The 15,079-nt window shown below is 38.5% G+C and carries 11 protein-coding genes and 4 tRNA genes; 7 read left to right on the forward strand and 8 right to left on the reverse strand.

Annotated elements, in window-relative coordinates; translation table 11 throughout:
• Positions 1–87 precede the first annotated feature (87 nt).
• On the reverse strand, positions 88–3,027 hold the full coding sequence (locus tag KO505_RS08070; RefSeq protein ID WP_216054934.1) for a TonB-dependent receptor: 2,940 nt from the start codon (positions 3,025–3,027) through the stop codon (positions 88–90).
• A gap of 275 nt (positions 3,028–3,302) precedes the next feature.
• On the opposite strand from KO505_RS08070, the gene KO505_RS08075 reads away from it, so the two are divergent.
• From KO505_RS08075 to katG, 3 genes are all read left to right on the forward strand, one after another.
• Positions 3,303–4,571, forward strand: a complete 1,269-nt coding sequence (locus KO505_RS08075) for a polysaccharide lyase family 1 protein (protein ID WP_216054935.1) — start codon at positions 3,303–3,305, stop codon at positions 4,569–4,571.
• A gap of 213 nt (positions 4,572–4,784) precedes the next feature.
• Positions 4,785–5,675, forward strand: a complete 891-nt coding sequence (locus tag KO505_RS08080; protein ID WP_216054936.1) for a patatin family protein — start codon at positions 4,785–4,787, stop codon at positions 5,673–5,675.
• 115 nt (positions 5,676–5,790) lie between these two features.
• Complete coding sequence (gene katG / locus KO505_RS08085) at positions 5,791–7,986, forward strand: catalase/peroxidase HPI (protein WP_216054937.1); 2,196 nt, start codon at positions 5,791–5,793, stop codon at positions 7,984–7,986.
• 87 nt (positions 7,987–8,073) lie between these two features.
• Here katG and KO505_RS08090 read toward each other — a convergent pair whose 3' ends face one another.
• Positions 8,074–9,456: an ATP-binding cassette domain-containing protein gene (locus tag KO505_RS08090; protein WP_216054938.1), complete on the reverse strand. Its 1,383-nt coding sequence runs from the start codon at positions 9,454–9,456 to the stop codon at positions 8,074–8,076.
• Positions 9,457–9,725: 269 nt separating this feature from the next.
• Between KO505_RS08090 and KO505_RS08095 the strand changes: the two genes are divergently transcribed.
• The 4 genes from KO505_RS08095 to KO505_RS08110 all read left to right on the forward strand — a co-directional run bounded on the left by KO505_RS08095 (position 9,726) and on the right by KO505_RS08110 (position 12,347).
• Positions 9,726–10,322, forward strand: a complete 597-nt coding sequence (locus tag KO505_RS08095; protein ID WP_252731703.1) for a Crp/Fnr family transcriptional regulator — start codon at positions 9,726–9,728, stop codon at positions 10,320–10,322.
• A gap of 142 nt (positions 10,323–10,464) precedes the next feature.
• Complete coding sequence (locus tag KO505_RS08100; protein WP_216054939.1) at positions 10,465–11,094, forward strand: NAD(P)H-dependent oxidoreductase; 630 nt, start codon at positions 10,465–10,467, stop codon at positions 11,092–11,094.
• A gap of 31 nt (positions 11,095–11,125) precedes the next feature.
• Entirely contained in the window at positions 11,126–11,584 is a 459-nt protein-coding gene (locus KO505_RS08105) for a DMT family transporter (protein WP_216054940.1), read from the forward strand.
• Positions 11,574–12,347 carry a GNAT family N-acetyltransferase gene (locus KO505_RS08110; RefSeq protein ID WP_216054941.1) on the forward strand — a complete coding sequence of 258 codons (774 nt, stop codon included), beginning with the start codon at positions 11,574–11,576 and terminating at the stop codon, positions 12,345–12,347. Before KO505_RS08105 ends, KO505_RS08110 begins: the two co-directional genes overlap by 11 nt.
• Before the next feature lie 93 nt (positions 12,348–12,440).
• Here the strand turns inward: KO505_RS08110 and KO505_RS08115 are convergent.
• From KO505_RS08115 to ybgF, 6 genes are all read right to left on the reverse strand, one after another.
• Positions 12,441–12,530: transfer RNA gene (locus tag KO505_RS08115), tRNA-Ser, on the reverse strand.
• 189 nt (positions 12,531–12,719) lie between these two features.
• The gene (nadA, locus tag KO505_RS08120) at positions 12,720–13,775 is read right to left on the reverse strand and encodes a quinolinate synthase NadA (RefSeq protein WP_216054942.1); all 1,056 of its coding nucleotides are present in this window, start codon (positions 13,773–13,775) and stop codon (positions 12,720–12,722) included.
• A gap of 124 nt (positions 13,776–13,899) precedes the next feature.
• Positions 13,900–13,975: transfer RNA gene (locus KO505_RS08125), tRNA-Lys, on the reverse strand.
• Positions 13,976–14,010: 35 nt separating this feature from the next.
• Positions 14,011–14,086, reverse strand: a tRNA-Lys gene (locus KO505_RS08130).
• A 16-nt stretch (positions 14,087–14,102) separates the two neighbouring features.
• Positions 14,103–14,178 (reverse strand) — tRNA-Lys (locus tag KO505_RS08135).
• Between the two features lie 159 nt (positions 14,179–14,337).
• The gene (gene ybgF, locus KO505_RS08140) at positions 14,338–15,072 is read right to left on the reverse strand and encodes a tol-pal system protein YbgF (protein ID WP_216054943.1); all 735 of its coding nucleotides are present in this window, start codon (positions 15,070–15,072) and stop codon (positions 14,338–14,340) included.
• Between the last annotated feature and the right edge of the window lie 7 nt (positions 15,073–15,079).

Consider the following 15,079-nt stretch of genomic DNA (forward strand, 5'->3'; position numbering starts at 1 on the left):
CCCTCCTGAGGATGAGTAGATACAGCGAACGCTTCGCTCTACCCACAACTTAAAATTTATTACTCAAATTATTATTTTTGTTATTGATTAATAAAACTTATAAGTCAGTCCCAATTGATATGATGAGCCGTAAAACTCATGTTTAAACGCGACATTACCACCCGACATTTCGTTACCTTCTATGTAACGTAAGTCCACTTCTTCGGTTAGGTTAATAGCGTCAAAATACATGGATAAATTTTTGCTGATATCGTACTTAACTTTAAAATCAACGGTAGATATAGCATCGATGTAGCGATCTCCCCAGGCTCTACATTCTGTAGGGTCAGAAAGGTCCGCATCTGAAGGACATGCAGAAATAGCATCAAGAATTTCGGAACGATAATTACCAATCACCCGCGCCGAGAACCCTTTATTTTCCCAACCTATTGCTAAGTTTGCTGTAATGTCAGCTTGGCTTGGCATCTTCATTTTTTCCGCTCTGATTTTTTCATCAACCTGAGCTTCACTATCTAAAAATGTGGTGTTGGATTGAATAAAGAAACCGGATTCAAAAAATTGGTTGTAACTTAATTCAATGCCCATTACAGATGCTTTATCACCATTTAGGGTAATATTAATATCGTTAAGAACTAAGTCTTGAGGAATAGCAAAGGCACTAATATGATCAACCGGTAAACTTAGTGGTAAGTTATTGATCCTGTCTTTAATACCAACCGCATCATAGATAAAATTGTCTATATTTTTATAAAAGATCGACGCTTCTAAAAATAAATCTTTTGTTGGATACCAACTAATTGAAGAATCGAAGTTAGTAGAGCTCATGGCTACAAGATTAGGGTTACCTACTTTTAACGCATTTTCACTGCCTAACACATAACCTTGAAGTTCAATTGCATTCGGACTGCCTAGATCTCCTGGGTTATCATTACAATTAGTTAAATCATGTGGGTCACATAAAACAATTCGACTATCTAACTGGGCAAAGGCACGTGCTTGATTAAACGATGGGCGTGTATAACTGGTCCAAATAGAGCCCCGAATTAACACTTGTTCTGTTGGTTCGTATCGTAAATGGGCACTTGGATAGTATTCACTGTAGGTTATTTTGGCATCTGGTAATGCAACATTAATGTCTAAACTATTGTCACCACCAAAATTAAATTTATCGTTATTTATCGATAAATACCCCGTCGATGAAAATTCAGTATGGACATAACGAACGCCAGTAATCAACGACATATCATCAGCTAATTGAAGCTCTGTCATTGCATAAATAGCATACGCGTCTTCACTGATAGAATAATCATCACGGGTACTTTCGAAAGTCGTGCCACCAGCCGTAGCTGAATACGCTAAAGCAGTTCCAAGTGCAGTAATATTCTCGACTTCTGAACGTATTGGCAATGGATATGAGAAGTTGCCAGTACTAGGTATTTCATTGATGTAGTCGTCTAATGTTGATGTTTGCATAGCGATACAAGCTGCATTTTCATTGCAATCACCATCTGCAGGAATAAAGCTCCAACGGTCTTTGCCACGTTTATGGGATCGAGAGCTAGATGTACCACCGACTTTCACATAATTAACAAACTCAGAATCAAATTCTTGTTTTATATTAAGTTTAAAGTTTTCAATTTCGTCGGTACGTTCACTGTCTTCAAGAAAGATATTATCCAAATCAAAATTAGATAATTGGCTCACATTCCCTTGTACATCCGCATTATTACCACCAACAAACACAGCGGCATCTAATCCCGAAATTGATGCAGCTTCTTCAGGTGAGACAACACGTGCATTGATGTGATCTCGTAACCCTTGACCCAAAACGATTAAATCACGTTCACGAAACTGCGCTCGACGGCCATCTTTTATTTCTGAAACAGATTCAGAAAATGCATATTCATAATCAATGGTGGTTGCTTCACCAAGTAAGTTCTTACCGCCAATACTAACAGTAGTGGTCACGTTATCGCCTTCTTGGATGAAATATTGATTTTGTAAATCGATATCCGTCACTAAGAATTCTTTAGTGGTACCATTGACGTAAGCAGTCTCTCCACCACCGATAGGATCAGCATCAGCGAAGTCAAATTTTTCACGTAATGCGATGTCGTTGTCGGCATAACTAGAATAATTAGCACGAATATAATATTGACTTAAGTCAGTTGGACGAAACTCTAGATTTATATTTGCTGTTGCTCTTTCACGTTCCGCATCTTCTAACCTTTTTTCAAATTGACTCGGGGCAATAATAGTTGCACCAAACGGAGTGACACTGGTAACACTGCCATCTACATAACCAACATCGGTCTGTCTAAAGGTCATTGCGGCGGTATCATGTTGGCGAAATTCTTCGACGTGGGTTTTACGGTTTTCTATACCAGCTGAGTAACCTATACCTATCGTGTCATCCAACAAAAGTGACGTCCCATCGAAGGTAAACTTAGGAGAGTGTTGTTGGCTCAGGTTTTGATATGAATTTTGTAGTTTTAATTTAAAAGAATCTTTGCCTTTATCGTATGCAGAAATTGCTTTTACATTAACTAAGCCACCAATTGAATTAAGGTTCATTTCAGGTGTTAACGTTTTAAATACCTCAATGGCCCCTAAAGAATCACCGGTAATACCATCTAAACCAACTTTTCGGTCGTCACCGGCACCAGCCAATTCAGAACCATTCATTGAAACCGAGACAAAGTTAGGACCAAGGCCACGGATGGCAACATGGGTTCCTTCCCCTTCATTACGTTCCAAAGTTACGCCTGGTAAACGTCGTAATGACTCAGCTACATTTTGATCAACAAAGTTACCTAAATCATCCGTTGCAACCACAGAACTATAAGCATCATTATCACGCTCCATGCCACGGGCTTTCAGATCAGCAAGGCGGACACCTTTAACTTCAATGACTTCTACATCTTGTTCTTTTTTATCTTTACTCTCAGGCTCATTATCTTTTGCGTTGACACCCATCGCTAAAAAAATACAAGCTGAAAGAGCCTTGTATGGAAATTTTGTAGCCATACTATATACCCCAAATACCTCTCTAAAGAGGCTCCTGTTGACTTCCGTGGCAACTGCGTAAATACCACATTCTATTATTATTATTTGAATACCAATGACATTCGAAAGTGCGACATTCACTGTAATTTGGTCTAAATAAATCAAATTCAGAAGAATATTTATACTTTATTATTATATTTTGCCACCGGTGGCATAAAAAACTAGCATTATGTTAATTAGTTTGTCAATATATATTTTTCAGGGACAATTCCATTGATTACATAAGAGAAAAGATCATGACTAGAGGTACTAAACAATTTATTTACAGCGCATTAATTCTACTTTTTTCTTTTGTTTTCTCTCTATTTAGTCATGCTCAAGACCCCGCATTTGAAGGTGCTTTAGGTTTTGGTCAACAGACTAAAGGTGGGCAAGGAGGCGAAATTTATACGGTTACTTCATTATCGGACTCTGAGCAACAAGGCACCTTACGTCATGCAATTAAACAAAAGAAAGTTAGAATTATTCAGTTTGCCGTTTCTGGAATAATCCAATTAACAAAGCCACTTAAAATAAATACTGGTCATATTACAATTCAAGGCCAAACCTCTCCAAATGGTGTAGCCATAGTTGGCGCCCCTTTTAGTGTGTCGGCCAATGAAGTTATTATTCAACATTTACGTTTTAGGTTAGGCACATATGGTTATGCTGATGACGCACTAACAGTACGCAATAGCCATAATGTCATAATTGACCACTGTTCAATTAGCTGGGGCACAGACGAAACGGCAAGTTTATATAACAATACTAACTTCACCTTGCAAAATTCCATTATCTCCAACAGTTTAAACAAATCTATCCACCCAAAAGGTGATCACGGATACGGCGGTATTTGGGGCGGGCGTAATGCATCTTTTATCAATAACTTAGTGGCTAATCATATGAGTCGTACGCCTAGATTAAATGGGCACCGTTTAAAATCGCCCTACTCTGCTGAAGAAGAATACGTAGAATTGGTCAATAACATTATTTACAACTGGGGCAGTAATTCAGTCTATGGTAGTGAAAATGGCCGATTCAGCCTAGTTAACAATTATTATTTACCAGGGCCTGACACAAAAGCAAAGCGCATGTTAGACCTTTGGTATAGTGATAAAATAGCGGGTCCACAAGCCTATATTCATGGCAATTATTACCAAGGTAAGGACTGGCAAGACGATAACTTGTTAGGTGTTATATTGCGTGACAAAAATAAAAAGAAAACAGCAGGAAACTCTGAGCCTAGTTTATTCAGTGACAAACCGATAAAACTTGGCAAGAACAGTTTATTACTTACCACTCCTTTAGCTGCACAAGTTGCCTATAAACAACTTATTGATGAAAGAAATGTAGGCGCTTTTAAAACTAAAAGTGGCAAATTTCATGACTCGGTAGATCAACAAGTATTTGAACAAATTGAAAGTTCATTAGCAGGTCATAAACTCAGCTCGGGCATTCTTGATCATGAAAAACAGCAAATTGAATCAATTGCAAAATACCACATGGAGTTTCAAAGCAAGTCATAAGTTTAATGGTTATACCAAATAAATATTTAGCCTTGCGAAGGAAGACAAGTAGGGCTAACAACTCCCTTCCTTTTGTTATTCATTATTCAATTATATAGAACATACTCTTAACTTTTTTCAAATTTACTAAACCTACCTCAGATAATAGTATTTACCCAAGGCATCACAGTGGTCTTTGATTATTAAGCCAAGAATGAACTTGTAGGGTATATCATGAAAACAACAAAAGTAGGCGTATTTAACAATACAACACCAATACCTGGATTAGCACTTGTTGCCGAAGGCGGTGGACAACGTGGTGCTTTTACTGCTGGCGTTTTAGATTATTGGCAAGTGGCAAAGTTTAATCCCTTCGAAATTTTAGTGGGCACATCCGCAGGAGCTCAAAATGTAGCGAGTTACATAAGTAACCAAACGGGTTATGCCTACAGCTTGATCAACGACTTAACTCGTAATATCCAGTTTTTTAATCCATGGCGTGTATTTAGTAATAACAATGTGATGGATCTTGATTGGTACTTTGAACAAACCCAAAAAAGCAGATACCTATTTGACTATGTTCAGGCAGACAGAAACGCGGTGAATCGCAAAGTGCGTTTTGCTGCGGCTAATTTGACCAAGCTGACCACAGAGTTAATTGATCCCGTTGAGGATGGCTGGCAAAACGCATTAAAACACTCTAGCGCTATTCCATATTTATATAAGTCAAAAGACTTAGTCGACGGAGGCGTTACCGCGCCTATTCCAGTTCATGAGGCCTATCAGCTTGGTGCTCAAAATATATTAGTCATTAGGACTAGTGACGAGACCAAAGAGGTTATACCTAAACCGGTTAAACAATTAAAACCCCTATTGTGCAGAGAAAACCACTGCCCTCAATTTATTAAATTGTTAGATAAACATGAAACAACCTACAGACAAGCGGAACAATTTATTCAAACGCCTCCCATAGGTGTAAAAGTAATGGCAATAAGGCCAACAAAACCCTTAAAAACAAAGGTTTTAGGCAGTTCACAACAAGAGATTATTCATGATTACAAACATGGTCTTGAACTAGGCAAAGCCTTTATTGAGCAACATTCAACTAACTTAGTCACACATTAAACCGTCATTTATTTTTATGCATTACGCAATCGATTTTACAAATTAGTAAATGACACATTCTCAACTATCTTTGATAAACAAATATTATCAGTAATTCCTTTAAGGGGATAAAAAAATGGAAAACAATACTAACGGTAAATGCCCTTTTGGCCATGGTAGTAATACACAAGTGGGTGGCCACGGCACAAAAAATATGGATTGGTGGCCTGAACAGTTGAACGTAAAAATACTACGTCAAAACGACACTAAGTCTGATCCAATGGATCATGACTTTGATTACGCAACCGCATTTAATCAGTTAGATTTAAAACAGATAAAACGTGATTTGTATGAACTGATGACTGACTCTCAAGATTGGTGGCCAGCTGATTATGGCCATTATGGTCCACTTTTTATTCGAATGGCTTGGCATAGTGCCGGAACCTATAGAACGTCCGATGGACGAGGTGGTGCATCAACAGGCACACAACGCTTTGCACCATTAAACAGCTGGCCTGATAATGGCAACTTAGATAAAGCTAGACGTTTATTATGGCCAATAAAACAAAAGTACGGCAAACATATATCTTGGGCTGATTTAATGATCCTTGCAGGTAACTGCGCTATAGAGTCAATGGGCTTAAAAACCTTTGGTTTTGGCGGTGGACGTGAAGACGTTTGGCACCCAGAAGAAGATATTTATTGGGGCGCAGAAAAAGAATGGTTAACGGATAATCGTTATACTGGAGAACGTGATCTAGAAAACCCATTAGCAGCGGTAGAAATGGGATTGATTTATGTAAACCCAGAAGGACCTAATGGTGAACCAAGTGCCCTTGCCTCGGCTAAAGATATTAGAGAAACTTTTGCTCGTATGGCAATGGATGATGAAGAAACAGTTGCTCTTATTGCTGGAGGTCACACGTTTGGTAAATGCCACGGTGCGGGTGATGCGGCACATGTTGGCCCAGAACCAGAGGCTGCACCACTTGAAAATATGGGCCTTGGCTGGATCAGTTCACACGGTTCGGGAAGTGGTGATGACACGATTACCAGTGGTATTGAAGGTGCCTGGACAGCGAACCCAACAAAGTGGGATATGGGCTACTTTGATGTATTATTTGGTTATGACTGGGATTTAGTGAAAAGCCCAGCAGGTGCATGGCAATGGGTTCCAGTTAATCCGAATAGCGAACATTTAGCCCCAAGCGCGCATGATCAATCTAAAAAAGTAACCACTATCATGACCACCGCAGATATGGCGTTACGAATGGATCCAAGTTATGCCGCTATTTCAAAACGTTTTCATGCTAACCCTGAGTTATTTGCCGATGCATTTGCTCGAGCTTGGTTTAAATTAACACACCGAGATATGGGGCCAAAGGCTTGCTTATTAGGGGAAGAAGTACCCGAGGAAGAGTTAATTTGGCAAGACCCTGTACCTGTAGTGAATTATCAACTTATTGATGACAATGACATTTCCTTACTTAAACAAGCATTAACAGATTCAGGCTTAACTGTCTCTGAAATGGCTTATACCGCATGGTCTTCTGCATCTACATACAGAAATTCAGACAAGCGTGGTGGCGCTAATGGTGCTCGTATACGATTAGCCCCACAAAAAAATTGGGAAGTGAATCAACCTGAACAGCTAGAATCCGTTTTGAACACGCTTGAGACAATTCAAAGTACATTTAATGCTAAACAAAACAATAAACAAGTATCTCTTGCTGATTTAATTGTAATTGCCGGTAATTACGCTGTAGAACAAGCGGCCAAAGCGGCCGGTGTAGACGTGGTTGTGCCATTTAGTGCTGGCCGAACTGATGCAAGTACAGAGCAAACAGATACGGATTCATTTGCAGTGTTAGAACCTAAAGTGGATGGTTTTCGTAATTTCATTACTGCGGCTTCATCAATATCGCCGGAGGAACTGTTATTAGATAAAGCTCAATTGTTAACCTTAACTCCGCCAGAAATGACTGTGCTTGTTGGTGGGTTAAGAACAATGAAAATAAACTATCAAGATAATAATTTAGGCGTGTTGACTGACCAAGTTGGTACTTTAAACAATGACTATTTTGTTAACTTATTAGACATGAATACAAAATGGCAAAAAGCCGATAAACGTTTTCACTTTATTGGGCTTGATAGACAAACAGGTTCAGAAAAATGGACTGCAACGAGCGTTGATTTAGCCTTTGGTTCAAACTCTGAATTAAGAGCCATCGCTGAAGTTTACGCCAGTGACGATGCGAAAGTGAAATTTGTTGAAGACTTTGTCAAAGCTTGGACAAAAGTAATGAACTTGGACAGGTTTGACTTAGCTTAATTAGCAGATAACACTACTTTTATTTGATTAAAAACCGAGCGGTAAGCTCGGTTTTTTATGCACTTAATCTAACGACGATAACAGCCATTAAAACTTAATAACTTGTGCGAACAAAGGTAAATGCTCATCGACACGATGACTTACCATTACTATGGTTGACACTTTTAGTTCTGCGATCTTTGTTAAATACTGAAGGATTAGCGATCGATTTGCTTGATCTAGTCCTTGGGTAGGCTCATCAAGTACCAATAATTTAGGCTGTTTAACTAGTGCTCTAGCAATTAAGACTAATCGTTGCTCCCCATAACTTAATGACTGCCATGGTTCGTTAGCTTTATTAAATAAATCAAACTGTTTTATCCAGTCAATGGCCACTTGTTTTTGTAGGCTGGTCACCTGTGAATACAAGCCAATTGAATCTTTGAATCCCGAAAGGACAATGGTCAAAACCGAACTATTTACCCGGTAGTTCCTATGTAAATCCGGACTCACTATCCCTAAGTGTTTTTTCACATCCCAGATGGATTCGCCTGAACCACGTTTATGTCCCATAACGGTGACATTGTTACTATAACACTGTGGGTTGTCCCCTGTAATAAGCCCTAACAACGTAGACTTTCCACAACCATTAGGTCCTAATATTAGTGTGTTCTGCTCAGGTAAAATGGTTAAACTTAGGTTTTCGAAAATCACTTTTCGACTTAACGTTACCGTCGCTTCTATTATTTTCACTAAAGGGTTTAACTCAAGAGTTTGAGATTGAAAGTTGTTTTTTATAAATGCCTCATCCAGATCGGTTACCGAAAATGCCTGCTCTAGCGTCGTTTGTTGTTCACGTTCAGTTAAATGAGATAATGACAAAAGTTTTCCAGTTTGAAGTAACATCAAATTTGTAACCCAAACAGGAATATCCACTGGATTATTGAGCATAAAAATAACGGATATGCCCAAACCTGATAGCTGACTTAACTGCTGGGCTAAATCGGCTCTAGATTGCAGATCAAGCTCATCAAAAGGGTTATCCAATACAAGTAACTTTTTCTTTTCCAGTAGGGCTTTAATAATGAATAACTTTCGCCCCTCTCCGGAACTCAACAACCGAAACCCAGTGTCTAAACGATGCCTAAGGTAAAATTTATCAATAATGTCATTGTTCAATTCGTGTTTAGGTAAAAATTCTTTTACCGGCGTGCCAAAGTCAAATTCATCCGTCATATCAGTTTGATCTATTGCTAATTCATGTTCATAAACAGCTACAATGGATTCATGAGAAATGAGAGCAACGTCATTCACGTCTGGCAGAATAAGCGTATCCGCATTTATTAGTGTCGTTAACTCTCCAGTCAAAAGCATATCAAGATATTGTTTACCAGCACCATTTCGACCTAATACCGCACAGGACTCACCTAGCGTTAATGTCCATTGATTCACTTGGATTTTGGGGTGTTCTAACGCTTGAATTGATAACATAAGAAAAGTAGCTTGTTCAACCGAGGAAATAAAACAAGGATACCTACAATATATTTTATTGCATTGAGTTAATCGCAACTAATAATTGTAGAAATTGGGCTACTCCCCTTATTCCCCCTAATCTTTAATAGAAAGTGAATAATAAAATTACAACGTTTTATTAACTCGACTTTTACTTGTTATTCACTGCCTGTTTATCTTTTCACTAAAGGCTGTATTTTGTTAAAGCATACCGATATCATTGATTTTTAGGTTAAATATAATGTTATATGTCTGAGATTGAGATAAATTCTGCGTTTAACGCTTTAAGAGCTTCGCTTACGTCATACGCACCAATCAGTGATAATACTTGGTCTGAGTTTAAAGCGATTTGTAAATTGAGATCGATTAATAAACAGCAGACGCTTTATCACCTGGATAAAGTTCCTACTTCTTATGCGTACCTTTATCAGGGCTTAATCCGAGGCTTTACTTGTGATGAAAAAGGCAATGAGTACAACAAAGTATTTTTTGATGAAGGCATGTTCCCAGGTTCAATGACCGCTTTGCTAACATCAACACCATCTATGTTAGCTTGTGAGGCGTTGGAAGATTCATTAATTATTGAAATAGATTTTAAAGCCTATCGGAAACTTCTTGTTGAAAATCACGAATTAAAACTATTTCAAATCTATTACTTAGAAAAAAACTGGGTATTAGCGAAAGAAGCACGCGAAATAGAAATCGTACAACGTGATGCCACAGCTCGTTATTTACAATTTGTTGAACAATACTCCAACCTTGTCCATCGATTACCGCAATACCATATAGCCTCTCATCTAGGTATTACCCCTACCCAATTAAGTCGAATTAGAAAAAACATTTAACTTCTGTTTATTTATCTAAATATCAACCTATGTAAATGAGTTTCACTTACGCCCTCTTTAATATGCGTTTATTCGCTGAGTCGTTAAGCCCTCTCGGCTTTACTACCGAGCATTTAACACAACAAAATAAAGAAGGTATAAGATGGAATTAGAAAAAGCATTACAGTGGCGCTATTCAGTCAAACAGTTTTCCGAACAAAAAGTTTCACAGCAGAACCTAAACACACTGCTAGAGTTAACTCGTTTAAGTGCTTCTTCTTATGGATTACAGCCTTATAAAATAATCGTTATTGAGTCCGCCGTTATCCGGCAGCAACTAGTGCCTTATTCTTACGGGCAAGATAAAGTAGCAAATAGTTCACACTTAATTATATTTGCAGCTCAAACTGAAATAGGTAATGCAACCGTTGACCGCTATATTACAAAACATAATCAAATAACCAATTCAACGTCTGAGCAATTAGCCCCGTATGCCAATCATATGAAAATGGCATTAAAGCAAAAAAGCGATGAACAAAAACAGCAGTGGGCGCATCAACAAGCATATATAGCACTGGGCAATTTTATAACTTGTGCAGCCGCAATGAAAATAGACACTTGCCCGATGACTGGTTTTGACACAACAAAATACGATTCCATTCTTGCGTTAGAAAGTGAAGGACTAACAGCCTCCGTCATTTGCCCTATTGGTTATCGTAGCCAAGACGACGCACAAGCCGCAATGCCAAAAGTAAGGTTCGCTTTTGATGAGCTGATGATCTTTAAAAACTAATTGGATCCACAATAGATGACGGAGCGATATTATGAATATTTTATACTTACTTGCTTTTACTGCGGGGGCCGCTATTGCATTACAAGCGACAATGAATGCTCAACTTGGCGTATTACTTAAAAATTCGATGTTGGGCACGAGTATCGCCTTTTTGGTTGCTTTTATTTTTACAGTGTCCGCTATGTTTTCTAACAGCAATCAATTCCCAAACATAATAGATATTAAGGCCGTTCCAACTTACCTTTGGTTTACCGGAGGTATGTTAAGTGCATTTGGCGTTGGTGTATTTTATTATTTAATTCCCAAAATTGGCGTTGGCTCGATGATGTCCTTTGCATTAGCAGGTCAAATATTATTTGCCATGTTAATCAGCCATTTCGGTTGGTTTAACTTCCCTGAAAAACCAATCAATTTTGAAAAATTAGTTGGGGCAGCATTGTTGATCATCAGCGTTTTATTAATCAATTTGGAGTCTGGATATGCACATTGATCTAGCTAATATTTTTAACCTTACTCAATTATGGAAAAAATACGGTGCAAGCGAGCTGCAACAAAAAACAAGCTTAACGAACACATATTCACCGACTATTCATATAAACAATGGCTGGCCTCATCGCTGCTGGATAGAAAGTGACGCCTGCTCGGATGATCATGCTTGGTTAACAAAATTGGAAAAATCAACCATAATACCGGTATGGCCAATATTTGACGGAAATAAAATAAATCCGAGGATCACAAATCAAAATCCATTAGAAACACATCTAATAAATTACAACTGGCAATGTCAGCTTGAACAAACCGCGATGTATTTACCACGCGAAAAATTTAGCTCATCGGTCATTGAACAATCACAACCCCACTTTATTGTTAAAAGGATCAACAAGATTGCCGAAATTCACTTGTGGGTTACGATTGCTAGTAAAGCCTTTGGTTATAAAATTGAACTGTCCGTGATTGAAAATTTAATTGATGACCCAAACATGCAGTTCTACTTGGCCTATTACAATGATCAAGCTGTAGCGACTGGCCTATTATATAAAACGGAAAATATAATCGGGGTGCATCAAGTTGGTGTATCGGCCGGATTTCAAGGAAAAGGGATAGCACGTTTGTTAATGCTAGAGTTAATTTACTTATGCAAAACATGGGGCGCGTCTTCCATTGTTTTACAAGCATCACAAGCCGGTAAACCCCTCTATGATAAGTTGGGTTTTAAAACACAATTTTTAATTAGGAGTTATATAAAAGAGTAAGTACTAAATTCGTATCTAAATGCTAACGAAACAAGATATATGAGGTTAAATGATAGTTGGATATAAGGGATATAAAATATAGAAGGTTTGAAATGGCGGAGAGAGAGGGATTCGAACCCTCGTTAGGTTTTACCCTAAACACACTTTCCAGGCGTGCGCCTTCAGCCACTCAGCCACCTCTCCGCAATGCTTATTAATAGGATTTAATAAGCGGCGCCATAATATTGAATTACGGCGCTAATAACAAGAAGAAATCTAACCTGCCCAAACAACTGGTTATATTTCACTCTAACTCAACGCTAATACCACTTTTTTCATGTAGCTCGCATCTCATTACTCGACACTACATACTCGTAACTCGTAGCTATTCCCTTACGCATTGCCTTTTACGGTTACTTTAGCGTCAGCGGCAAAGTTAAGCATTTTAGTTAACGGCTTCATTGCTTGCTCAGCTAACGTTTCATCAACAAAGACTTCATGCCCTGTTGCATCCGTAAGTGCTTCTTCTATCGCTTTTAAGCCGTTCATTGCCATCCAAGGACAATGAGCACAACTTTTACACGTTGCACCGTTACCGCCCGTTGGAGCTTCAATAAAGGTTTTGTCAGGGTTCGCTTGCTGCATCTTATAAAAGATGCCTCGGTCTGTGGCAACAATAAAGGTATCGTTTTCCATTTTTGTCGATGCAGCTATTAACTGTGATGTTGAGCCAACAGCATCAGCAAGTTCGACAACCGATGCTGGAGATTCTGGGTGAACTAAGATTGCTGCATCAGGGTAGACATTTTTAAGATCTAACAACGCTTTTGCTGAGAACTCATCATGGACGATACACTCACCGTTCCATAACAACATGTCAGCGCCAGTTTGTTTATTAATATACCCGCCTAAATGACGATCTGGACCCCATATAATTGGTTTACCTTGCGCATCAATGTGTTCAATAACGTCTAAAGCAATACTGGATGTCACCACCCAATCCGCTCGAGCTTTAACCGCGGCAGATGTATTAGCATATACTACAACTGTATGATCAGGGTGTTGGTCACAAAACTCAGAAAACTCTTTAATTGGGCAACCTAAATCTAAAGAACACGTCGCTTCTAATGTTGGCATTAACACCGTTTTTTCTGGTGTTAAGATTTTAGCAGTTTCACCCATAAACTTAACGCCAGCTACAATTAATGTATCTGCGGCGTGCTGATTACCAAATCGAGCCATTTCTAATGAATCTGCTACACAACCGCCCGTTTCTTCAGCTAAAGCTTGAATTTCAGGATCTGTATAATAATGAGCAACTAACACCGCATTTTTTTCTTTTAATAAAGATTTAATGCGATCTCTGTACTCTTGTTTTTCAATTTCATTTAACACTGCTGGTTTAGCAGGAAATGGATACTCTTGTTGCACAGTTTCTATATGATTCATGGCGTGTAGATGTTTTGAAATTTTGCGGGATTATACCGGATATTTCTCAAAAGTCACTTGAGATAACAAATTTGATGTTGTGAATTTATAACGGGATTTTGCATACTACAGAGGGATATTAAAGTGGTGGGTCATGATGGATTCGAACCATCGACCAATTGATTAAAAGTCAACTGCTCTACCAACTGAGCTAATGACCCACTTTAATACTTTTGCTTCTTACTCTTTTGTCTGATGGTGGGTCATGATGGATTCGAACCATCGACCAATTGATTAAAAGTCAACTGCTCTACCAACTGAGCTAATGACCCATATCAGGACAAAGAGTGGTGGGTCATGATGGATTCGAACCATCGACCAATTGATTAAAAGTCAACTGCTCTACCAACTGAGCTAATGACCCACTCTATCCGCATCAATTTAGAAGATTAATCTTCCTGTTGGTGCGGGCGCATATAATACTTATTTAAATTTACTGTGCAAGTTATTTTAGCAAATATTTTAATTATCGAGCTTTTAGCCTTATTTTTAATCAAACTGCTCAAAAAATACAATTATCTATTTAAAGACCAGCTAATCTTGATTTGGCTAATGAGGCTGATGTTGAATCTGGATATTCGCTGATAACTTGCTCAAAAAGCGCTTTTGCCGCAGCTTGGTCGCCCAATTTCTGCATTACAGTTGCCTGTTTAAGCATAGAGTCGCTTCGTTTACTTGAATCTGGATAGAAACGAATAACTTGTTCAAAGTGAGTTTTAGCATCACTAAACAATGATTTATTAAACAACAACTGTCCTAACCAATAATGTGCGTTGGCGATATAAACAGATTGAGGGAAACTTTTAATAAAACGTTTAAATTCAGGAATGGCTTCATCGTAACGACGCTCTTTAAGAATCAAATTTACCGCTTGGTCATACGCTTCACTTTCGCTTAACGAGACGCCATAAGAACTTTCAGCCGAAGACGTTGTATCAACAACTGCAACTGGAGCCTGTTGGGGAGCTTGTATATTAGTTAAACGACGTTCAATCTCTATATAGAGTTCTCTTTGACGTTCAACAATTTGATCTAATTTATGAGCATGGGTTTCCGACTCACCTTTTAAAGCACTAAGTTCATCTTGCAACTCAATGACTTGTTGCTGCAGATTCACTTGAGCCGCACCACGAGCTTGCATCAACCGTTTTAATTGTTGAAGTTGCTCGGCCATGGCAGAGGTCGAAATATCGTTGTTTGGTGCAGCAGAATATGCTGCACCAGTCACTACAAGTAAAGAAATTAAAGAGAATTTCATATTGTGT

Origin of the sequence: Psychrosphaera sp. F3M07, from assembly GCF_018860345.1 — a bacterium.
GTDB classification, from domain to species: Bacteria; Pseudomonadota; Gammaproteobacteria; order Enterobacterales; family Alteromonadaceae; genus Psychrosphaera; species Psychrosphaera aquimarina.

Coding starts and splice junctions, on each gene's coding strand:
- KO505_RS08110 (WP_216054941.1), top strand. CDS start 11,574: ATGCACATTGATCTAGCTAATATTTTTAACCTTACTCAATTATGGAAA.
- nadA (WP_216054942.1), bottom strand. CDS start 13,775: ATGAATCATATAGAAACTGTGCAACAAGAGTATCCATTTCCTGCTAAA.
- KO505_RS08070 (WP_216054934.1), bottom strand. CDS start 3,027: ATGGCTACAAAATTTCCATACAAGGCTCTTTCAGCTTGTATTTTTTTA.
- KO505_RS08075 (WP_216054935.1), top strand. CDS start 3,303: ATGACTAGAGGTACTAAACAATTTATTTACAGCGCATTAATTCTACTT.
- KO505_RS08105 (WP_216054940.1), top strand. CDS start 11,126: ATGAATATTTTATACTTACTTGCTTTTACTGCGGGGGCCGCTATTGCA.
- KO505_RS08095 (WP_252731703.1), top strand. CDS start 9,726: ATGTCTGAGATTGAGATAAATTCTGCGTTTAACGCTTTAAGAGCTTCG.
- KO505_RS08100 (WP_216054939.1), top strand. CDS start 10,465: ATGGAATTAGAAAAAGCATTACAGTGGCGCTATTCAGTCAAACAGTTT.
- katG (WP_216054937.1), top strand. CDS start 5,791: ATGGAAAACAATACTAACGGTAAATGCCCTTTTGGCCATGGTAGTAAT.
- KO505_RS08090 (WP_216054938.1), bottom strand. CDS start 9,456: ATGTTATCAATTCAAGCGTTAGAACACCCCAAAATCCAAGTGAATCAA.
- ybgF (WP_216054943.1), bottom strand. CDS start 15,072: ATGAAATTCTCTTTAATTTCTTTACTTGTAGTGACTGGTGCAGCATAT.
- KO505_RS08080 (WP_216054936.1), top strand. CDS start 4,785: ATGAAAACAACAAAAGTAGGCGTATTTAACAATACAACACCAATACCT.